This window comes from uncultured Alistipes sp. (assembly GCF_949296715.1).
GTDB lineage: Bacteria > Bacteroidota > Bacteroidia > Bacteroidales > Rikenellaceae > Alistipes.
The window spans coordinates 1-16,916 of record NZ_CASFQD010000056.1 but is presented as its reverse complement, the minus strand read 5'-3'; the positions used below and the strand labels follow the sequence as shown (position 1 = coordinate 16,916).

At 63.9% G+C, this 16,916-nt stretch carries 13 protein-coding genes; 3 read left to right on the top strand and 10 right to left on the bottom strand.

Going from position 1 to position 16,916, the window contains the following annotated elements:
• Positions 1-96: 96 nt before the first annotated feature.
• The 10 genes from gdhA to Q1Y33_RS08485 form a co-directional block, all read right to left on the bottom strand.
• The gene (gdhA, locus tag Q1Y33_RS08530) at positions 97-1,452 is read right to left on the bottom strand and encodes an NADP-specific glutamate dehydrogenase (protein ID WP_300799314.1); all 1,356 of its coding nucleotides are present in this window, start codon (positions 1,450-1,452) and stop codon (positions 97-99) included.
• A 245-nt stretch (positions 1,453-1,697) separates the two neighbouring features.
• The gene (locus tag Q1Y33_RS08525) at positions 1,698-2,312 is read right to left on the bottom strand and encodes a DUF4923 family protein (protein ID WP_300799313.1); all 615 of its coding nucleotides are present in this window, start codon (positions 2,310-2,312) and stop codon (positions 1,698-1,700) included.
• Positions 2,313-2,323: 11 nt separating this feature from the next.
• On the bottom strand, positions 2,324-4,249 hold the full coding sequence (locus Q1Y33_RS08520; RefSeq protein WP_300799312.1) for an NAD(+) synthase: 1,926 nt from the start codon (positions 4,247-4,249) through the stop codon (positions 2,324-2,326).
• 70 nt (positions 4,250-4,319) lie between these two features.
• Complete coding sequence (gene pepT, locus Q1Y33_RS08515; protein WP_300799311.1) at positions 4,320-5,537, bottom strand: peptidase T; 1,218 nt, start codon at positions 5,535-5,537, stop codon at positions 4,320-4,322.
• Between the two features lie 241 nt (positions 5,538-5,778).
• The gene (locus Q1Y33_RS08510) at positions 5,779-7,782 is read right to left on the bottom strand and encodes an oligopeptide transporter, OPT family (protein ID WP_300799310.1); all 2,004 of its coding nucleotides are present in this window, start codon (positions 7,780-7,782) and stop codon (positions 5,779-5,781) included.
• 374 nt (positions 7,783-8,156) lie between these two features.
• The gene (locus tag Q1Y33_RS08505; protein WP_300799309.1) at positions 8,157-8,483 is read right to left on the bottom strand and encodes a nucleoside triphosphate pyrophosphohydrolase family protein; all 327 of its coding nucleotides are present in this window, start codon (positions 8,481-8,483) and stop codon (positions 8,157-8,159) included.
• Between the two features lie 194 nt (positions 8,484-8,677).
• Positions 8,678-9,730 carry an alpha/beta fold hydrolase gene (locus Q1Y33_RS08500; protein ID WP_300799308.1) on the bottom strand — a complete coding sequence of 351 codons (1,053 nt, stop codon included), beginning with the start codon at positions 9,728-9,730 and terminating at the stop codon, positions 8,678-8,680.
• 13 nt (positions 9,731-9,743) lie between these two features.
• The gene (murF, locus tag Q1Y33_RS08495; protein ID WP_300799307.1) at positions 9,744-10,988 is read right to left on the bottom strand and encodes a UDP-N-acetylmuramoyl-tripeptide--D-alanyl-D-alanine ligase; all 1,245 of its coding nucleotides are present in this window, start codon (positions 10,986-10,988) and stop codon (positions 9,744-9,746) included.
• Between the two features lie 90 nt (positions 10,989-11,078).
• Positions 11,079-11,606, bottom strand: coding sequence for a CbrC family protein (locus Q1Y33_RS08490; protein ID WP_300799306.1), 528 nt, complete (start codon positions 11,604-11,606; stop codon positions 11,079-11,081).
• A gap of 1 nt (position 11,607) precedes the next feature.
• The gene (locus Q1Y33_RS08485) at positions 11,608-12,681 is read right to left on the bottom strand and encodes a mannose-1-phosphate guanylyltransferase (RefSeq protein WP_300799305.1); all 1,074 of its coding nucleotides are present in this window, start codon (positions 12,679-12,681) and stop codon (positions 11,608-11,610) included.
• 85 nt (positions 12,682-12,766) lie between these two features.
• On the opposite strand from Q1Y33_RS08485, the gene pssA reads away from it, so the two are divergent.
• Genes pssA through Q1Y33_RS08470 form a run of 3 tightly spaced genes read left to right on the top strand, consistent with a single transcriptional unit; the run spans position 12,767 to position 16,440 of the window.
• Positions 12,767-13,492 (top strand): CDP-diacylglycerol--serine O-phosphatidyltransferase, encoded by a 726-nt coding sequence (gene pssA, locus Q1Y33_RS08480; RefSeq protein ID WP_300799304.1) that lies wholly within the window; start codon positions 12,767-12,769, stop codon positions 13,490-13,492.
• A 54-nt stretch (positions 13,493-13,546) separates the two neighbouring features.
• Positions 13,547-15,691, top strand: a complete 2,145-nt coding sequence (locus Q1Y33_RS08475) for a putative porin (RefSeq protein WP_300799303.1) — start codon at positions 13,547-13,549, stop codon at positions 15,689-15,691.
• 44 nt (positions 15,692-15,735) lie between these two features.
• Positions 15,736-16,440: a transglycosylase SLT domain-containing protein gene (locus Q1Y33_RS08470; protein WP_300799302.1), complete on the top strand. Its 705-nt coding sequence runs from the start codon at positions 15,736-15,738 to the stop codon at positions 16,438-16,440.
• Positions 16,441-16,916 lie beyond the last annotated feature (476 nt).

The following is a 16,916-nucleotide window of genomic DNA, read 5'->3' as shown; positions in this document are numbered from 1 at the left end:
CGGAGAGCTCCTCTCCGTATTATTATGGCAAAGGCCTCCGCTGCGGCGGAGGCCTTTGTCCGTTTCGGCGGAAGCCGGTGTCCGTCGGGCGGGCGGCTATACGCAGCCCTGTGCCAGCATGGCGTTGGCCACCTTCATGAAGCCGCCGATGTTGGCCCCCGCGACGTAGTTGACGTAGCCGTCCTCCTGTGTGCCGTAGCGCACGCACACCTCGTGGATGTTGCGCATGATGGCGTGCAGGCGTTCGTCGACCTCCTCGGGCGTCCACGTCAGGCGCATGGAGTTTTGGGTCATTTCGAGCCCCGAGGTGGCCACGCCGCCGGCGTTGGCCGCCTTGCCCGGGGCGTAGAGCAGGCGGTGCTGCTGGAAGATGCGGATCGCCTCGGGCGTAGAGGGCATGTTGGCCCCCTCGACCACGCAGCGGCAGCCGTTGTCGACGAGCGTCTGCGCCTCGTCGCCGTTCAGCTCGTTCTGCGTGGCGCACGGCATGGCGACGTCGCATGCGATGCCCCACGGGCGCTGCCCGGGGTGGTAGGTCGCCGACGGGTAGCGGTCGGCATATTCGCGGATGCGGCCGCGGTAGATGTTCTTGAGCTCCATGACGTAGTCGAGTTTCGCGGCGTCGATCCCCTCGGGGTCGTGGATGAAGCCCGACGAGTCGGAGAGCGTCACCACGCGGGCTCCGAGCTGCGAGGCCTTCTGGCAGGCATACTGGGCGACGTTGCCCGAGCCGGAGATGCAGACCCTCTTGCCGCGCAGGCTCTCGCCGCGCGTTGCGAGCATCTCCTCGGCGAAGTAGCAGGTGCCGTATCCCGTGGCTTCGGGGCGCAGCGGGCTGCCGCCCCAGTCGCGGCCCTTGCCGGTGAGCGTGCCGGAGAATTCGTCGCGTAGCCGCTTGTACTGCCCGAAGAGGAAGCCGATTTCGCGTCCGCCGACGCCGATGTCGCCGGCCGGGACGTCCGTGTCCTGCCCGATGTGGCGCTGGAGCTCGGTCATGAACGACTGGCAGAACTTCATCACCTCGTTGTCCGACTTGCCCTTGGGGTCGAAGTCCGAGCCGCCCTTCGCACCGCCCATGGGCAGGGTCGTGAGGCTGTTCTTGAAGGTCTGCTCGAAGGCGAGGAACTTCAGGATCGAGAGGTTCACCGAGGGGTGGAAGCGGATGCCGCCCTTGTAGGGGCCGATGGCGCTGTTCATCTGGACGCGGTAGCCGCGGTTGATTTCGATTTCGCCCCTGTCGTTGAGCCACGGCACACGGAAGATGACGATGCGCTCGGGTTCGGCGATGCGCTCCAGAATCTTCATCTTCAGCAGGACGGGACTGGCGACGATGTGCGGGGCCAGCGATTCGGCCACCTCGCGGACGGCCTGGTGGAACTCCGGTTCACCCGGATTGCGGGCGATGAGCCGGCTCATGAACTCTTCGACATACTGACGGGCCTGTTCGTTCATAACGCGTATTTTTTAGGGATTGTTAGGCTTGCGAATCCAAATTTAAGACATGTTCCGCTGTTTTGCAAATCCTTTAATAATTTCGTAAAATATCTTATTATCCGATTCCGCCGCCTTTGCTTACGATTCGGACGGCCTGCCGGACGGCGGGTTGCCAGTTCGTAACGAAAAATGACGGATCCGCGTGGAATCCGTCATTGAAAAAAAGTCGAAAAAAATTTCGTGCCGGGGGCTTTGCCGCCGTGCTATTTCGAGAAGGCGAAGCCGACGTAGGCGTTGTCGTACTGCGACAGGAGCGAGGCGGCGGCCGACAGGGTTTCGAGGTTGCTGCTTTCGATCTTGTCGCCCAGCTGCTGGATGATCTCCATAAGCCGTTTGACGGGGAAGACGATCGTCAGCTCGCTGCCGTTCAGGTAGGCGCGGCTCGGGACCGCGCTCAACGATATTTTGCCGTCCGCCAGGCTGAAGGTGATGTCGTGGCTCTCGGCGTCAAACACATAGCTGCCCTCGATCTTGTGGGTACCGAACGCGGCGGTGACCGCGTTGTCCTTTTTGGTGAAGGTGAGCGTCCCCTTGCCCGCCTCCAGACCGCCCTTGGCGTAGATTTTCGCCAGCTGGTCGACGATCAGCGTCTCGACAATCGAACCGCTGAAGTTGGCCGAGAGCCCCTCGCCCTCGAACTTCACGCTCGGCCGGGCATAGGTCCACGTGCCGTAGAGGGCCATTTCGGTCAGTTTGCCGCCCGTGGCCTTGTCGGCGGCCGTCGTGGCGCTCTTTTTCAGGGCGTCGAGCCAGTTCTGCGCCTGCGCGCCCGGAATGGCGAGCGCGAGCAGGGCGACAAGTATGAGAATCCGTTTCATGTTCAAGGCTGTCAAAGTGTTTCTATTTCGCGCATCCACGCCGCGGCCGAGGCATCCGAAGGCATGCGCCAGTCGCCGCGCGGCGAGAGGGTCAGCGTACCGACCTTCGGGCCGTCGGGCATGGCCGAACGCTTGAACTGCTGGGTGAAGAAGCGGCGCACGAAGGTGCGTAACCATTTGAGGATCGTCGCCCGGTCGTAGCTGCCGCGGAAGGCCTGCTCGGCCAGGAAGAGCGTCTTGGCGGGCCCGTATCCCGCGCGGACGAGGTTGTAGAGGAAGAAGTCGTGCAGCTCGTAGGGCCCGACCAGGTCCTCGGTCTTCTGTGCGATGTGCCCCTGCGGGTCGGCGGGCAGCAGCTCGGGGCTCACCGGCGTGTCGATGATGTCGAGCAGCGTGGCGCGCGTCGAGGCGTCGCGCTCGGTGTCGGCGGCCCACCGGACGAGGTGGCGCACCAGCGTCTTGGGAATCGAGGCGTTGACGCCGTACATCGACATCTGGTCGCCGTTGTAGGTCGCCCATCCCAGCGCCAGCTCCGAGAGGTCGCCCGTGCCGATGACCAGCCCGCCCTCCATGTTGGCCACGTCCATGAGTATCTGCGTGCGCTCGCGCGCCTGGCTGTTCTCGTAGGCTGCCGAGCGGTCCTCGGGGTCGAGCCCGATGTCGCGGAAGTGCTGCATGCAGGCGTCGCGGATCGGTATCTCGCGCACCGTGACGCCCAGCCCGCGCATCAGCTCCAGCGCATTGCGGTAGGTGCGGTCCGTCGTGCCGAAGCCCGGCATCGTGATGCCGAGAATCCCCGCGCGGTCGAGCCCCAGCTTGTCGAACGTGCGGGCCGTCACGAGCAGCGCCAGCGTCGAGTCCAGCCCGCCCGAGATGCCCACGACGGCGCATTTGCACCCCGTGTGTTCGAGCCGCCGCGCGAGGCCGTGCGACTGAATCTGGAAGATCTCCTCGCACCGTTCGCTGCGGTGCTGCTCGTCCTGCGGGACAAACGGCATGGGGTCGATGTCGCGGTCGAGCGCCGCGGCCCGCAGCCCTTCGGGTATCTCCATCTCGATGACCGTGTTCTCCGTCGCCCCGGCGTTCATGCGGAACGAGGTGTTGCGGCGGCGTTCGTGGTCGAGGCGTTCGATGTCGAGGTCGGCGACGAGCAGCTGCTCGTCGAGCTGGAAGCGCGGCATCTCGCGCAGGATGCGGCCGTTCTCGGCGATGAGGCCGTTTCCGGCGAAGACCAGGTCGGTCGAGGATTCGCCGAAGCCCGCCGAGCAGTAGACGTAGCCCGCGATGGTGCGGGCCGACTGCTGGGCCACGAGCTGCCGCAGGTAGGCGTGCTTGCCCACGGCCTCGGGCGAGGCCGAGAGGTTGAAGATCACCTTCGCGCCGTTGAGCGCCAGCTGCGACGAGGGCGGTATGGCCGTCCAGAGGTCCTCGCAGAGCTCCACGCCGAACTCCGTGCCGTTGACCTCGAACGTGAGGTCGGCGCCGAAGTCGGCCTGCTGCCCGGCCACGGCGATCTGCTCGCCGGAGATGCCGGCGCCCGAGGCGAACCAGCGGTTCTCGTAGAACTCCGAGTAGTCGGGGATGTAGCTCTTGGGTACGACGCCCAGCACGCGGCCCTGCGTGAAGACCGCGGCACAGTTGTAGAGCGTCGAGCCGTGGCGCAGGGGGATGCCGGCGATGAGCGTCAGGGGCAGTTTGCGTGTCGTGCGTACCAGCTCCTTGAAGGCTTCGTCCGCGGCGTCGAGCAGCGAGCCGTGCTGCAGCAGATCGCCGCACGTGTAGCCCGTCAGGGCGAGTTCGGGGAAGACGACGATCTCCACGCCGCGTTGCGCCGCCTCGTCAGCCAGCGCCGCCAGGCGCGAGGCGTTCCAGGTGCAATCGCCGACCTTCACGCGCGGCACCGCGGCCGCCACTTTCAGAAATCCGTAGTTGTCCATGTCGTATGTTGCTTGTGGAAGCGGCGGCGGAGGCTGTGCGCCGCCGTCCGCCGCATGGGTTGTGTCCGGTCTACTCGGCCCAGAGCTGCGCGAGGTTCAGGATCACCTGCTGGGCCTTGCGCATGGTCGTGAGCGAGCAGTACTCGAACTTGCCGTGGAAGTTCATGCCGCCGGTAAAGAGGTTCGGGCAGGGCAGCCCCATGAACGAGAGGCGCGCGCCGTCCGTACCGCCGCGGATCGGCCTTACGAGGGGCTTCACGCCGGCCTGCTCCATCGCCCGGAGGGCCTTGTCGATCACCTGCGGGTGCGGCTCGACCATCTTGCGCATGTTGAAGTACTGGTCCTTGAGCGTGAGCGTCAGCACGCTGTCGCCGTACTTCTTCTTGAGCAGGTCGACGACGGCCCACATGAAGACCTTGCGCTGCTCGAAGCGGTCGCTGTCGTGGTCGCGGATGATGTAGCTTATCGAGGCCTTCTCGACCGTGCCGTTCAGCCCGACGCAGTGGTAGAAGCCCTCGTAGCCCTCGGTGTACTGCGGACGCTCGGCCGCGGGCAGCAGCGACTGCAGCTCGCACGCCACGTCCAGCGCGTTGATCATCTTGTTCTTGGCATAGCCCGGGTGGACGTTGCGGCCCTGAATCTCGATCTTGGCGCTTGCGGCGTTGAAGTTCTCGTATTCGAGCTCTCCCTCCATGCCGCCGTCCACCGTGTAGGCGAAGTCGGCGCCGAAGGCCTTGACGTCGAAGAAGTCCACGCCGCGCCCCACCTCCTCGTCGGGCGTGAAGCCGATGCGTATCTTGCCGTGCTTGACCTCGGGATGGGCCATCAGGTACTCCGCGGCGGTCATGATCTCGGCCACGCCGGCCTTGTCGTCGGCGCCGAGCAGCGTCGTGCCGTCGGTGTGGATGAGCGTGTGGCCCTTGAAGAAGGCCAGCTCGGGGAACTCCTCGACGCGCATCGTCAGGTGGCCGTTGAGCACCAGGTCGCCGCCGTCGTATTCGTCGACGATGCGGGGCTTGACATCCTTGCCGCTCATGTCGGGCGACGTGTCGACGTGGGCGATGAAGCCGATGACCGGGGCGTTCTCATACCCCTTCGAGGCGGGCACCGTGCCCATGACGTAGCCGTAGCGGTCCATCGTCACCTCGGTCATGCCCAGCGTCTGCATTTCGTCGCGCAGGGCCTCGAGCAGCACCTTCTGCTTCTCGGTCGAGGGGAAGGTCATGCTCTCCTCCGACGACTGCGTGTCGTAGGAGACGTATTTCAGAAATCTCTCTTTCAGGTCCATATCCTTGTTGTTTTATTGAATTTTCATTGTCTGTACATGTCCGGCCGCCGTTTTCACGGCGTGCCGCGTCTCCGCAAATCCGACCCCCGCCCCAAACCCCTCCCGAGGGGAGGGCCTGCCGTGCGGCGGGCCGGTTCCGTATTGTCTGTTTCGATGCGCGTCTACGACAGAAACGGTGTTCTTGACAAATCCTGTGTGCCGTTAACGCATTTTCAGCGCATATTTTCGTCTGCGGGTATCGTTACTCCTCCTTTTTCGCGCGCAGCGTGTGCCAGGTGAAGTAGCAGATGATCGCCACGTACATTGCAAGACCCACCCACTCGGCGGCGTTCGATGCAGCCCAGTCGGAGAGGTACCAGTCTACCTCGGCGAACTTCAGCAGGGCACTTACCACGCCCATCAGCGCACCGCCGGCGATGAAGCCCGAGGCGATGAGCGTGCCGCGGTCGAAGCGGGCCTTGTTCAGGGCGGCATCCTTCGAGCGGTTCGAGACGAACCAGGCGACCAGACCGCCGACGACCAGCGGGGCGTTGAGCTCCATGGGGATGAACATGCCCAGCGCGAAGGCGAGGGCCGGGACACCGATGGCCGTGAGCACCAGCGCGAGGGCCGCGCCGCAGAAGTAGAGCATCCACGGGGTCTGGCCTCCGGTCATCAGCGGCTGGATGACGGCCGCCATGGCATTGGCCTGCGGGGCCACGAGCGCCCCTTCGCCGGTGAATCCGAAGGTCTTGTTGAGGATGATCATCACGCCGGCAACCGTGGCCGCGGAGACGAACGTGCCGAGGAACTTCCATATCTCCTGCTTGCGGGGCGTCGTGCCGAGCCAGTAGCCGATCTTCAGGTCGGTGATGAAGCCGCCGGCCATCGAGAGGGCCGTGCAGACCACGCCGCCGATGATGAGTGCGGCGGTCATGCCCGTCGTGCCGCTCAACCCTACCGAGACGAGCACGAGCGACGAGAGGATGAGCGTCATGAGCGTCATACCCGAAACGGGGTTCGTGCCGACGATGGCGATGGCGTTGGCGGCCACCGTCGTGAAGAGGAAGGCGATGACGAAGACGATGAGCAGCGCCGTGACGGACTGTACCCAGCCGTCGAGCAGCCCGAAGTGGAAGAAGACGAAGACGCAGACGAGCGTCGAGATGAGAATCGTCAGGATGCGCTTCATCGTCAGGTCGCGCTGCGTGCGCTCCGTGGCGGCTGCGGCGCCCTTGCCGCTGCCGAACTCCGAGACGGCGAGCCCGACGGCCTGGCGGATGATCTTCGACTGGCGGACGATGCCGATGATGCCGGCCATGGCGATGCCGCCGATGCCGATCGGCTTGCCGATGAAGGCGTAGAGGTTCTCGGCCGTGAGCAGCGCCGAGGGGTCGGCCAGCAGCTCCTTGTTGGTGACGCCCAGCAGCGAAGCCAGCGCCGCGGGGTCGAGCGCCTGGGCCAGCGAGCCGACCACCGGCACGATGACGAACCACACGAGGCACGAGCCTGCGGTGATAATCATGGCGTACTTGAGTCCGATGATGTATCCCAGGCCGAGCACGGCGGCCGAGGTGTTGAGCCCGAAGACCACCTTGAACTTGTCGGCCGCCACCTGTCCCCAGGCGCAGATGCGCGTTGAGATGCCCTCGGTCCAGAGGCCGAACGTGCCGACCACGAAGTCGTAGAGACCGCCCACGAGACCCGCCACGGCGAGCAGCTTGGCCTGGTTGCCGCCCTTCTCGCCGGAGACGAGCACTTCGGTCGTCGCGGTGGCCTCGGGGAAGGGGTACTTGCCGTGCATCTCCTTGACGAAGTACTTGCGGAAGGGGATGAGCAGGACGATGCCCAGCAGGCCGCCGAAGAGCGACGAGAGGAAGACCTGCCAGAAGGCGGCGTCGAGCCCCAGGATGTAGAGTGCCGGGAGGGTGAAGATCGCACCTGCGACGATTACGCCCGACGAGGCGCCGATCGACTGGATGATGACGTTCTGTCCGAGCATGTTCTTCTTGCCCAGGACGTTGCCCATGCCTACGGCGATGATGGCAATGGGAATGGCGGCCTCGAAGACCTGTCCGACCTTCAGGCCGAGGAAGGCGGCCGCGGCCGAGAAGATGATGGCCATCACGACGCCCATCGTGACCGAGTAGGGCGTTACCTCGCGGGGCGTCGCCGAGGCGGGCATCAGCGGGGTGTAGGTTTCGCCCGGCTTGAGCTCGCGGTAGGCGTTTTCGGGCAGCGATGTCTGGATTTTTTCGGGTTCCATGTCTGTTGTCTGGATTTTCAGGTTTTTTTCTGATTCTGGTGGTTCTTTTTGTCGGGGCGCATTGCCCGGATCGGGGCGGAACTCCGTGTTTTCCGGATTTCCGGGGGCTCGGAAGTTCCGGGCGCTCCGCGGATCGGGTGTTCCGGAGTTCCGGACCTGTCCGATTCCCGGTTTCCCGGTCCCGGCCTTTCCGCTGTTCCGGCCCCGGGCCTTGCTGTTCCGGCCCCGGGTCTTGCTGTTCCGGCTCCGGCCGCGGACGGCATCCGGCTCCGGGTCTTCGGGCTTCGGCGGCTCTCCTTTTCACGGGAAACGTCCGGTGCCGGGCGGCGGTCCGGCGGCGGGTCAATGCCCCCCCCCTCTCTCTTCCGGCGGCGTCAGCGGTTGTCGCCGTCGCCCGAGATCAGGTGGCGCTGCATGCGCGAGCGAAGCTTGTCGACGTTCATCTGCGCTACCTCTTCGAGTTCGTAGCCCAGGTCGCGCGAGAGCGTGGCGCAGTACCACAGCACGTCGCCGATCTCCTTGACGATCTCCAGCCGCCGCTCGGGCGTGAACTCCTCGTGGGCGTCGCGGATCACCTTTTTGACCTTGTCGGCCACTTCGCCCGCTTCGCCCGTGAGTCCGAGCGTGGGGTAGATGATGCGGCGGTCGTCGGGATAGATGGCCGTCTCGAGGGCGTGCTGCTGGTATTCGTTGAGTGTCATGATCGGATAGGATTTTTTATAGTTTGTGCAAAAATAGCAAAATATTTGGTAAAACCGTCGCAAAAGCCCCGTTTCGGTTGAGAAAACGGGGCTTTTCTGTTGCGCGGAGCGTGTTTCTGAATGAGGCGCGGCGGGCGTCTCGGACACGGCCGTCGGGATTTGCGGCTGCCCGGGTGGCTGTGGGCCGTGATTTGTCACAGCCCGCCGAGAAATTCCGTGAGGGCAGGCACGAGTTCCGGGGCGAGGGGCAGCGTCGGGTCGCCGTAGGCCGTGCGGAGCTGCCCTTCGAGGGTCGTCTCGGCGCACGCCTTGAGCGTGTGCGCCATGCCGGGGATGATGCACTTCCGGGCGTCGCGGCGTGCCGCGGCGAGCGTTTCGGCATTGTCCGCAGGAACCTGCAGGTCGTTGCCGCCGCCGACGATCAGCACCGGAACCTGCGCCTTGCGCAGCTCCTGCCGCGGGTCGTAGCGCATCTGCGAGATGATGAAGGGCTGCACACCGGGGCTGAAGAGCGCCTGCAGTCCCTGCGTGTGGTAGGTCATGTCGACCCGTTCGCCCCGCTTGAGAGAGGCGATGATCTGCTCAACCTCGACGAAGAGTTCCATGTGCGCCGGAACGAGCTGCCCGGCCAGCTGCAGGCGGAGCACCTCGTCGATCGGGTAGCCGGCGCCGCAGAGCGAGATGATGCCTGCGACGGCAGGCGAGCGCTGTGCGGCGACCGACGCGATGAGCGCCCCCTCGCTGTGGCCCGCGAGCACCACGCGGCGGAAGCCCTCGCCGGCGAGGTAGTCGGCCAGCGCCGCGGCGTCGTCGATGTATTGGTCGAAGGTCAGCTCCGGAAGCTGGGTCGGGTCGTCGAGCACGCTCGTGCCGATGGCCCGCTTGTCGTAGCGCAGCACGGCGTAGCCCGCCGCGGTCAGCTCCTCGGCCAGCAGGCGGTAGCAGTCGCTGCGGATGCCCAGCCGGTTGTTGCCGTCGCGGTCCGTCGGGCCCGACCCGGCAATCAGCAGCACGGCGGTCTCCGCCCCGCGGGCGGGCACCGTCAGCGTGCCGTAGAGACGGCCGAAGTCGCGTTCGAGTGCGACGGGACGCTTCTCGAAGGCAGAAGTCGGGGTGGTCGAGGTCGTTGCGGCAGCCGCAGCGCTTCCGGGTGCGGGTGTCGGGGGTGTTTCGGCGGGTTGTGCGGCGGTGCGAAGGATCGTCGCCACCGTCAGCAGGGTGCAGAGTCCGTAAAGCAGTCGTTTCATAATGCGTTGTTTTTCAGAGTTTGTCGACGATACGTTCCAGCCCGATGCCGCGCGAGGCCTTGACGAGAATCAGCGCGTCGTGCAGCGGTGCGGCGGTGAGCGCTTCGGCGAGCTCCGCACACGAGGGGTAGAGGCGTGCGGCCGGTCGCGGTTCGGGCAGCGAGGCGTAGGCGCGGGCGAACTCGCCGCCCACGAGCAGCAGCTCTGCCGAGGCGTCCTGTGCCGCCTGGAGGATGACCTGCCGGTGCTCCTCCCCGGACCAGACGCCCAGCTCGAGCATGTCGCCCAGAATCAGCACACGGTGCGGGCGGCCGCGGAGCGGCTCGGCGAGGAAGTTGCCCACCGAGGCGTGCATGCTCGACGGATTGGCGTTGTAGCAGTCGACGATGAGCGTGTTGCGGCCGGTCTGCATGCGCTGCGAGCGGTTGTTGTCGGGGACATATCCGGCGATGGCGCGGCGGATGCGCTCGTCGGGGATGTCGAAGTGGCGTCCCACGGCGATGGCCGCGGCGACGTTGAAGCGGTTGTACTCACCCTCAAGGTGGTGTTCGTAGCCGTCGGCCAGCGCGGCCGTGTAGCGCACCGTGCGGAGTGTCGGCCGCTCGTCGGCCATCGACGCCAGCACGGCGTCGTCGCTGCGCACGAAGGCACAGCCGCCCGTTGCGGCGAGCCGGTCGTAGAGCTCGCCCTTGCCGCGCCGCACCCCCTCCGGGCCGCCGAAGCCCTCGAGGTGGGCGCGCCCGACGTTGGTCAGCAGCCCGTAGTCGGGCTCGGCGATCGAGGCCAGCAGGGCAATCTCGCCGCAGGCGCTCGCCCCCATCTCCACGACGCCGAACTGCGTGTGGGCATCCATTGCCAGCAGCGTCAGCGGCACGCCGATGTGGTTGTTCAGGTTGCCCTGCGTGGCGTGGACCGTGAAGCGTTCGGCCAGCACGCGGCTCACGAGCTCCTTGGTCGTCGTCTTGCCGTTGCTGCCCGTGATGGCGAGGATCGGGATGCCCAGCGCGCGGCGGTGTTCGCGCGCCAGCTCCTGCAGGGCGCGCAGCGTGTCGGGCACGAGGCGCATGCGCGGGTCCGTGGCGGCCGCGGGGTCGTCCACGACGGCGTATGCCGCCCCCTTGTCGAGCGCCTCGGCGGCGAAGCGGTTGCCGTCGAAGGTCGCGCCGTGCAGCGCGAAGAAGATCGAGCCGGGCACGATGCGCCGCGTGTCGGTTGAGACGCACGCGCAGGTCCGGAACAGTTCGTAGAGTGGTGACATGACAGCAAAAATTGAAAAAGGGATGCTCCCTCTTGTTGAAAAAGGGACGCTCCCTTTTTGCGGTCGGAAGCGTCCCGGTATGGTGTGTGGTTATTCCCGGTCGACGTAGAGGTGGTAGGCCCCGCAGTGGAGGCAGCGGAAGAGGTAGCCGGCCGTTTCGCCCACGGCCTGGAGCACCTCCCGCACGTGCGGATTGCCGCCCCGCTCCTCGTAGTCGGCGAAGACGGTGTCGGCGATGCCCATCGCTTCGAGCTCCTCGGTGCCCACGTCCCCGAGGAAGGTGCAGTAGTCGTCGCAGCAGTAGGGGAAGAAGTCCCCCTGCCAGCTCGGGTAGCCCGGCGTGCGGTGGTAGAGTTCGTCGGCCTTTGCGGGGTCGGTGACCAGCCGGCTCCCGCGCGTCACGAACGTGGCGTCGAACTTGCGGGCCGCCTCGCCGCTGTGAAGGCACTCGGCGCAGACGTGCGGCGCCGGGCCCGCGCAGTAGACCGCTCCCGTGTAGAACCATTCGCGCGGCCGGCCGCAGACGTCGCAGACCCCCTCTTCGCGGCGGATGATGCCGCTGTCGTAGGCGGCGGCGTTGTATCGGAAGGCCACGGGGCCCTTCGGCGTATCGGACATGTCAGATGTGTTTGTCTCCGTTGTGGAACTTCACCTCGTCGATGAATTTCTTGATGTTCTGCTCCTCGGCGCGCGGGCAGATCAGCAGCACGTCGTCCGTGTCGACGACGATGTACTCCTTCAGACCGCTGATGACGGCGATCTTCCCCTTCGGGAGCGAGACGATCGACGAGCGCGTATCGTAGAGGTAGCACCCCTCCGGGGGAATGGCGTTGGCGTAGCGGTCCTTGCGCGAGTGCTGGTAGACCGAGCCCCACGTGCCGACGTCGCTCCAGCCGAACTCGCCGCAGCGCACGTAGACGTTGTCGGCCTTCTCCATGATGCCGTAGTCGATCGAGATGGCGCGGCACTCCGAGAAGGCGATCTCGATGATGTTGCGCTCGGCGTCGGTGCCCGCGGCGTGCATCACGCCGCTGAAGAGCTGGTGGTGTTCGGGCAGGTACTTCTCGAAGGCCTCGATGATGTTGCGGACCTTCCAGATGAAGATGCCCGAGTTCCAGAAGAACTCGCCGCACTGGATGAAGGTCTGCGCCAGCTCGAGGTCGGGCTTCTCGGTGAAGCACTTGACCTTGCTGATGGGCTGCGAGTCCGAAACCTGGATGTAGCCGTATCCCGTCTCCGGACGTGTGGGCTTGATGCCCACGGTCATCAGGGCGTCGTGCCGCTCGGCGAAGTCGAGGCACTCGCCGATGATGGCGAGGAAATCCTCCTCGTTGAGGATCAGGTGGTCCGACGGCGTCACGATCATCTGCGCCTCGGGGTCGCGCTTCATGAGCGTGTAGGCCGCATAGGCGATGCAGGGGGCCGTGTTGCGCCCCACGGGCTCGCAGAGCACCTGCGACGCCTCGATCTCGGGGATGTGCTCCAGCACGAGCGACTTGTATCGGTCGTTGGTCACCACCAGGAAGTTCTCCGGCGGGACGATTCTTGCGAAACGTTCGTAGGCCTGGCGGATGAAGGACTTTCCCGTACCCAGGATGTCGAGGAACTGTTTGGGCATCGACTGCCGGCTCTTGGGCCAGAAGCGCGTGCCGATGCCGCCCGCCATGATGACACAATATTTGTTGCTGTCCATGAGTTAGAATATAGCGTTACGTTCTACAAAGATAAAAATATTTTAGTAACTTTGCCCCCTGATGCGGAATTAAATTTGCGCGACGATGAAGATCAGACTGTTCACCATCCCCAACATGCTGACCCTCTCGAACCTGCTCTGCGGCACGTTCGCTCTGGTCTCGGCACTCAAGTACGGCAACCTCGAATGGAGCTTCTGGTTCGTGGTGCTGGCTGCCGTGTTCGACTTCTTCGACGGCTTCGTCGCGCGCCTGCTCGGGCAGAGCTCCCCGATCGGACTGCAGCTCGACTCGCTGGCCGACGTCGTCTCGTTCGGCGCCGTGCCCGCCGCCGTGCTCTACGTGATGACCACGCGCTCGTTCACCGAAGAGCAGACCCTGCTGCTGTACGTCTACGCCTTTGCGAGCTTCCTGCTGGCCGCCTTCTCGGCCCTGCGCCTGGCGAAGTTCAACATCGACGAGACGCAGCACGAGGAGTTCTGCGGCCTGCCCACCCCGGCCAACGCCCTCTTCTTCACCTCGCTGGGCCTCATCAGCGCCCGCACGGGATTCGATTTCGGCGGTCCCGTGCTCATCTGCATCATGCCGCTCATGGCCTGGCTGCTCGTGTCGCCCGTTCGGATGTTCGCCCTCAAGTTCCGCGGCTTCGGCTGGCGCGGAAACCAGGTGCGCTACCTCTTCCTGCTGCTGGCCGTCGCGCTGATCGCCATCCTGCGCCTCTACGCCGTGCCGGCGATCATCCTCGCCTACATCCTCATCTCGGCCATCCGCTGGGGCATGATGTGCCGCGCAACGGGTTGTGGGAAAGGGTGACTTGCATAATTAAAAAATTTTAATTACCTTTGCCGCGGTTTTCCGCCCATTGACATGTCGCGATTGTCGAAACGCATACTGCTGACGCTCTTCGTCGGGTGCTGTCTGGCGCTGCCCGCTGCGCTGCGTGCGCAGCACTTCGATGCCAGCGACCTGATGCGCGCACAGCAGCGCGGCGAGTCGACGAGCCTTTACGGCGGCAACCCCTACGAGCAGACCGGAGAGGAGAATGCCGAGGGACAGACGCCGCAGGATACGACCAAGAAGGAGCGGAAGATCCGCAAGCCGCTCGAATCGTACTTTTTCAGCGATTCGATCCGTGCGCTCGACAACTTCATGTGGCACGTGCGGCGCGACTACAACCGCGTGGAGATCGGAACGCTCGACACGATGCTGACCGACTACCGGATCGACTATCCGTTCTACCGCGAGGATGTGGGCGACATCGCCCAGGGCGCGCTCGGACAGGCTTCCATGCCGCTGAACTACTTTCGGAGGCCGCAGTTCTTTGATTTCATGTTTGCGAGTCCCTACTACGCGTATACCTACGACATGGAGAACGTGCCGTTCTACAACACCAAGCGGCCGCTCATCCGCATGAACTACGCCGAGTCGGGCCAGAAGCGCTACCGCGAGGAGAACTTCGGCATCATGGTGGCGCAGAACGTCTCCCCGACGACGGGCTTCAACGTCGACTACAAGTCGCGCGGCACGAAGGGCCAGTACATCTGGTCGCGGACCAAGAACCACAACCTTTCGCTGGCCGTGAGCCACACGGGCAAGCGCTATTCGGTGCATGCGGGGTTCTACAACAACCACATCGAGCAGCAGGAGAACGGCGGCGTCGTGGGCGAATGGGCCATCGCCGACACGGTCTACGACCTGCCGTCGGGTGTGCCGATGAAGCTGGCCGACGCCCAGGCGCAGAACACCTACCGCAACAACGCCTTCTTCATCACGCAGTCCTACGGCATCCCGCTGGCACGGCTGACGGACTACGATTTCTCGATGGCGGGCCTTCCGGCAATCTACATCGGTCACTCGTTCGAATACAGCTCCTGGAGCAAGGTCTATTCCGACATCCGGGCGTCGTACACCGACGAGCGCGACCACCGCGACGAAGAGGGCAATTTCGTGCCGGCGACCTATGAGTACTACGCCAACTGGTTCATCAACCCCGAGCAGACGCGCGACTCGATCTACGAGCGGCGCATCTCGAACCGGCTCTTCGTGCAGGCACAGCCGTGGGACCGCAACGGCGTGGTCGGCACGATCGACGGCGGCATCGGCGTCGATCTGCATACCTACTCGCAGTTCAAGCCCGACGATTTCCTCTCCGGGAAGTATACGAAGGTCAGGAAGACCAGTTACTTCTTCTACGGATCGGTCGACGGCAAGATAAAGAAGTACGTCGACTGGGACGCGAACATGAAGTTCTACCCGTCGGGGTACAGAGGCGGAGACCTCTCGCTCGGCGCCCACCTGGCGCTGACGGGCTTTCTCCGCGGACATCCCCTGATTCTCGAAGGGCGGTTCTCGATGGACCGCCGCTCGCCGAACTACTGGCAGGAGAATCTTTTTTCGAACCACTATGTGTGGTCCACTCCTTTGAACAAGGAGACTGAAACCCGTTTCGAGGTGAAGTTTTCCGTCCCCGACTATGCCTTCGAGGCAGGGGCCTGGCAAAGCGTCGCGACCGACAAGATCTACTATGCGTCGGACAGCAACGTGGCCCAGAAGAGCGGCAGCGTAAGCCTCACGGGTGTGTATGCCCGCAAGGATTTCCGCTTCGGCGGATTTCATTTGGACAACAGGGTATTGTTGCAGTGGAGTACGGATCAGGAAGTTGTACCCGTTCCGCTTTTGAGCGCCTTCCTTTCGTATTATTACGAGTTCTGGGTCGTGCGCGACGTACTGCGCCTGCAGATCGGACTGGACGGACGTTACAATACGATGTATTATGCGCCCGGTTACAATCCGGCACTGTCGGTGTTCTACAACCAGCGTGAGTTCGAAGTGGGGAACTATCCCTACGTCGATGCCTACGTGATGGGAAAGTGGAAGAGAATGCGGATATTCGTGAAATATCAGCACCTGAACAAGGGTTTGTTCGGCAACGGAGCCTATTTTTCGGCGGCGGGTTACCCGCTCAATCCGGGCATGTTCAAACTCGGCATCTCATGGGGATTCTATGATTAGCGTATTGTTCTGCGCGGTGTAAGCTGCCCGCAAAGCAATCATTTATGTTGAAGAAAACGGTATTGACGTTTGCGTTCTTAACAACACTAACCACTTTTTACGGCTTCAATGCCAAGTTCAGCGCACCCGAGACGGAAGACATGCCGCTGGACACGACCGCCGGAATCCTGACAGCCGCAGTGCCTGCGGAGACGACAAAGGCACCTGTCATTTCGGCCTATGACGACCTGATTCGCCGCGTCAGCGAGCGCGAAGGGCACGACTGGCGTCTGATGAGCGCCATTGCCTACCATGAATCGCGCTTCACGCCCGACATCACCTCGCGCAGCGGCGCCCGCGGCCTGATGCAGATCATGCCTTCGGTGGCGCGCCAGTTCGACGTCCCGATGGAGTCGATCGCCGATCCCGAGACCAACGTCTGGCTTGCGAACAAGCTGATGTCGGAGATTCAGTCGATTCTCCGCCTCCCGGAGAGCACTCCCGAGACGGATCGGATGAGCATCATCCTTGCCTCCTACAACAGCGGCATCGGCCATGTGAGCGATGCCCGGCGTCTGGCCCGCCTACATGGCGAGAACCCGAACTCCTGGGAGGTGGTGGCCCGTTACCTTCAGCTGAAGGCGGAGCCCGAGTACTATCAGAACGAAGTCGTCAAGTGCGGCCGCTTCACCGGCAGCCAGCAGACGCTGGCTTACGTGAAGGATGTGATCGGCCGTTACGACAAATACTGCCGCATCGCCGGGAGGTAGGTGCAACGGTACGGAATAAAGGCAGGAACCCACAAGGGTTCCTGCCTTTTTTGTGCCCGGCAGCGCGGCGGCGCGACAGGCCGCCGCCGTGACAGGATGCCGCCGGCGGAATGCCTCCGCCTCGTCGCCGCGTTTTTTGGCATTTTCAGCATGTCCGGTGCCGTTATGTCCGGTTGCGTCCCGTCGCGTTCTACTGTGTCCTGTTCTGTTGGCCCTGTTGTGCCCCGTTCGCTCTGTTGCGTCCGGTCGCGGTCCGGGCTTCCTGCCGCGGGCGCATGCGCCCTCCATCCGGTCATCTCCGCCGACCGCCCTCTGGCAGCCGTTCATCCCATTTACGGTAATGATGCCAAAATTGGTTGGTATTATATTAGAACAAATGACCAGAATCGTATGATTCTGGTCATTTGTTTTTCATAATAATTCCATCATTGCTATTCAGAAAAAGATACCACTTTACGAAGTCCTTAAAATGTTGT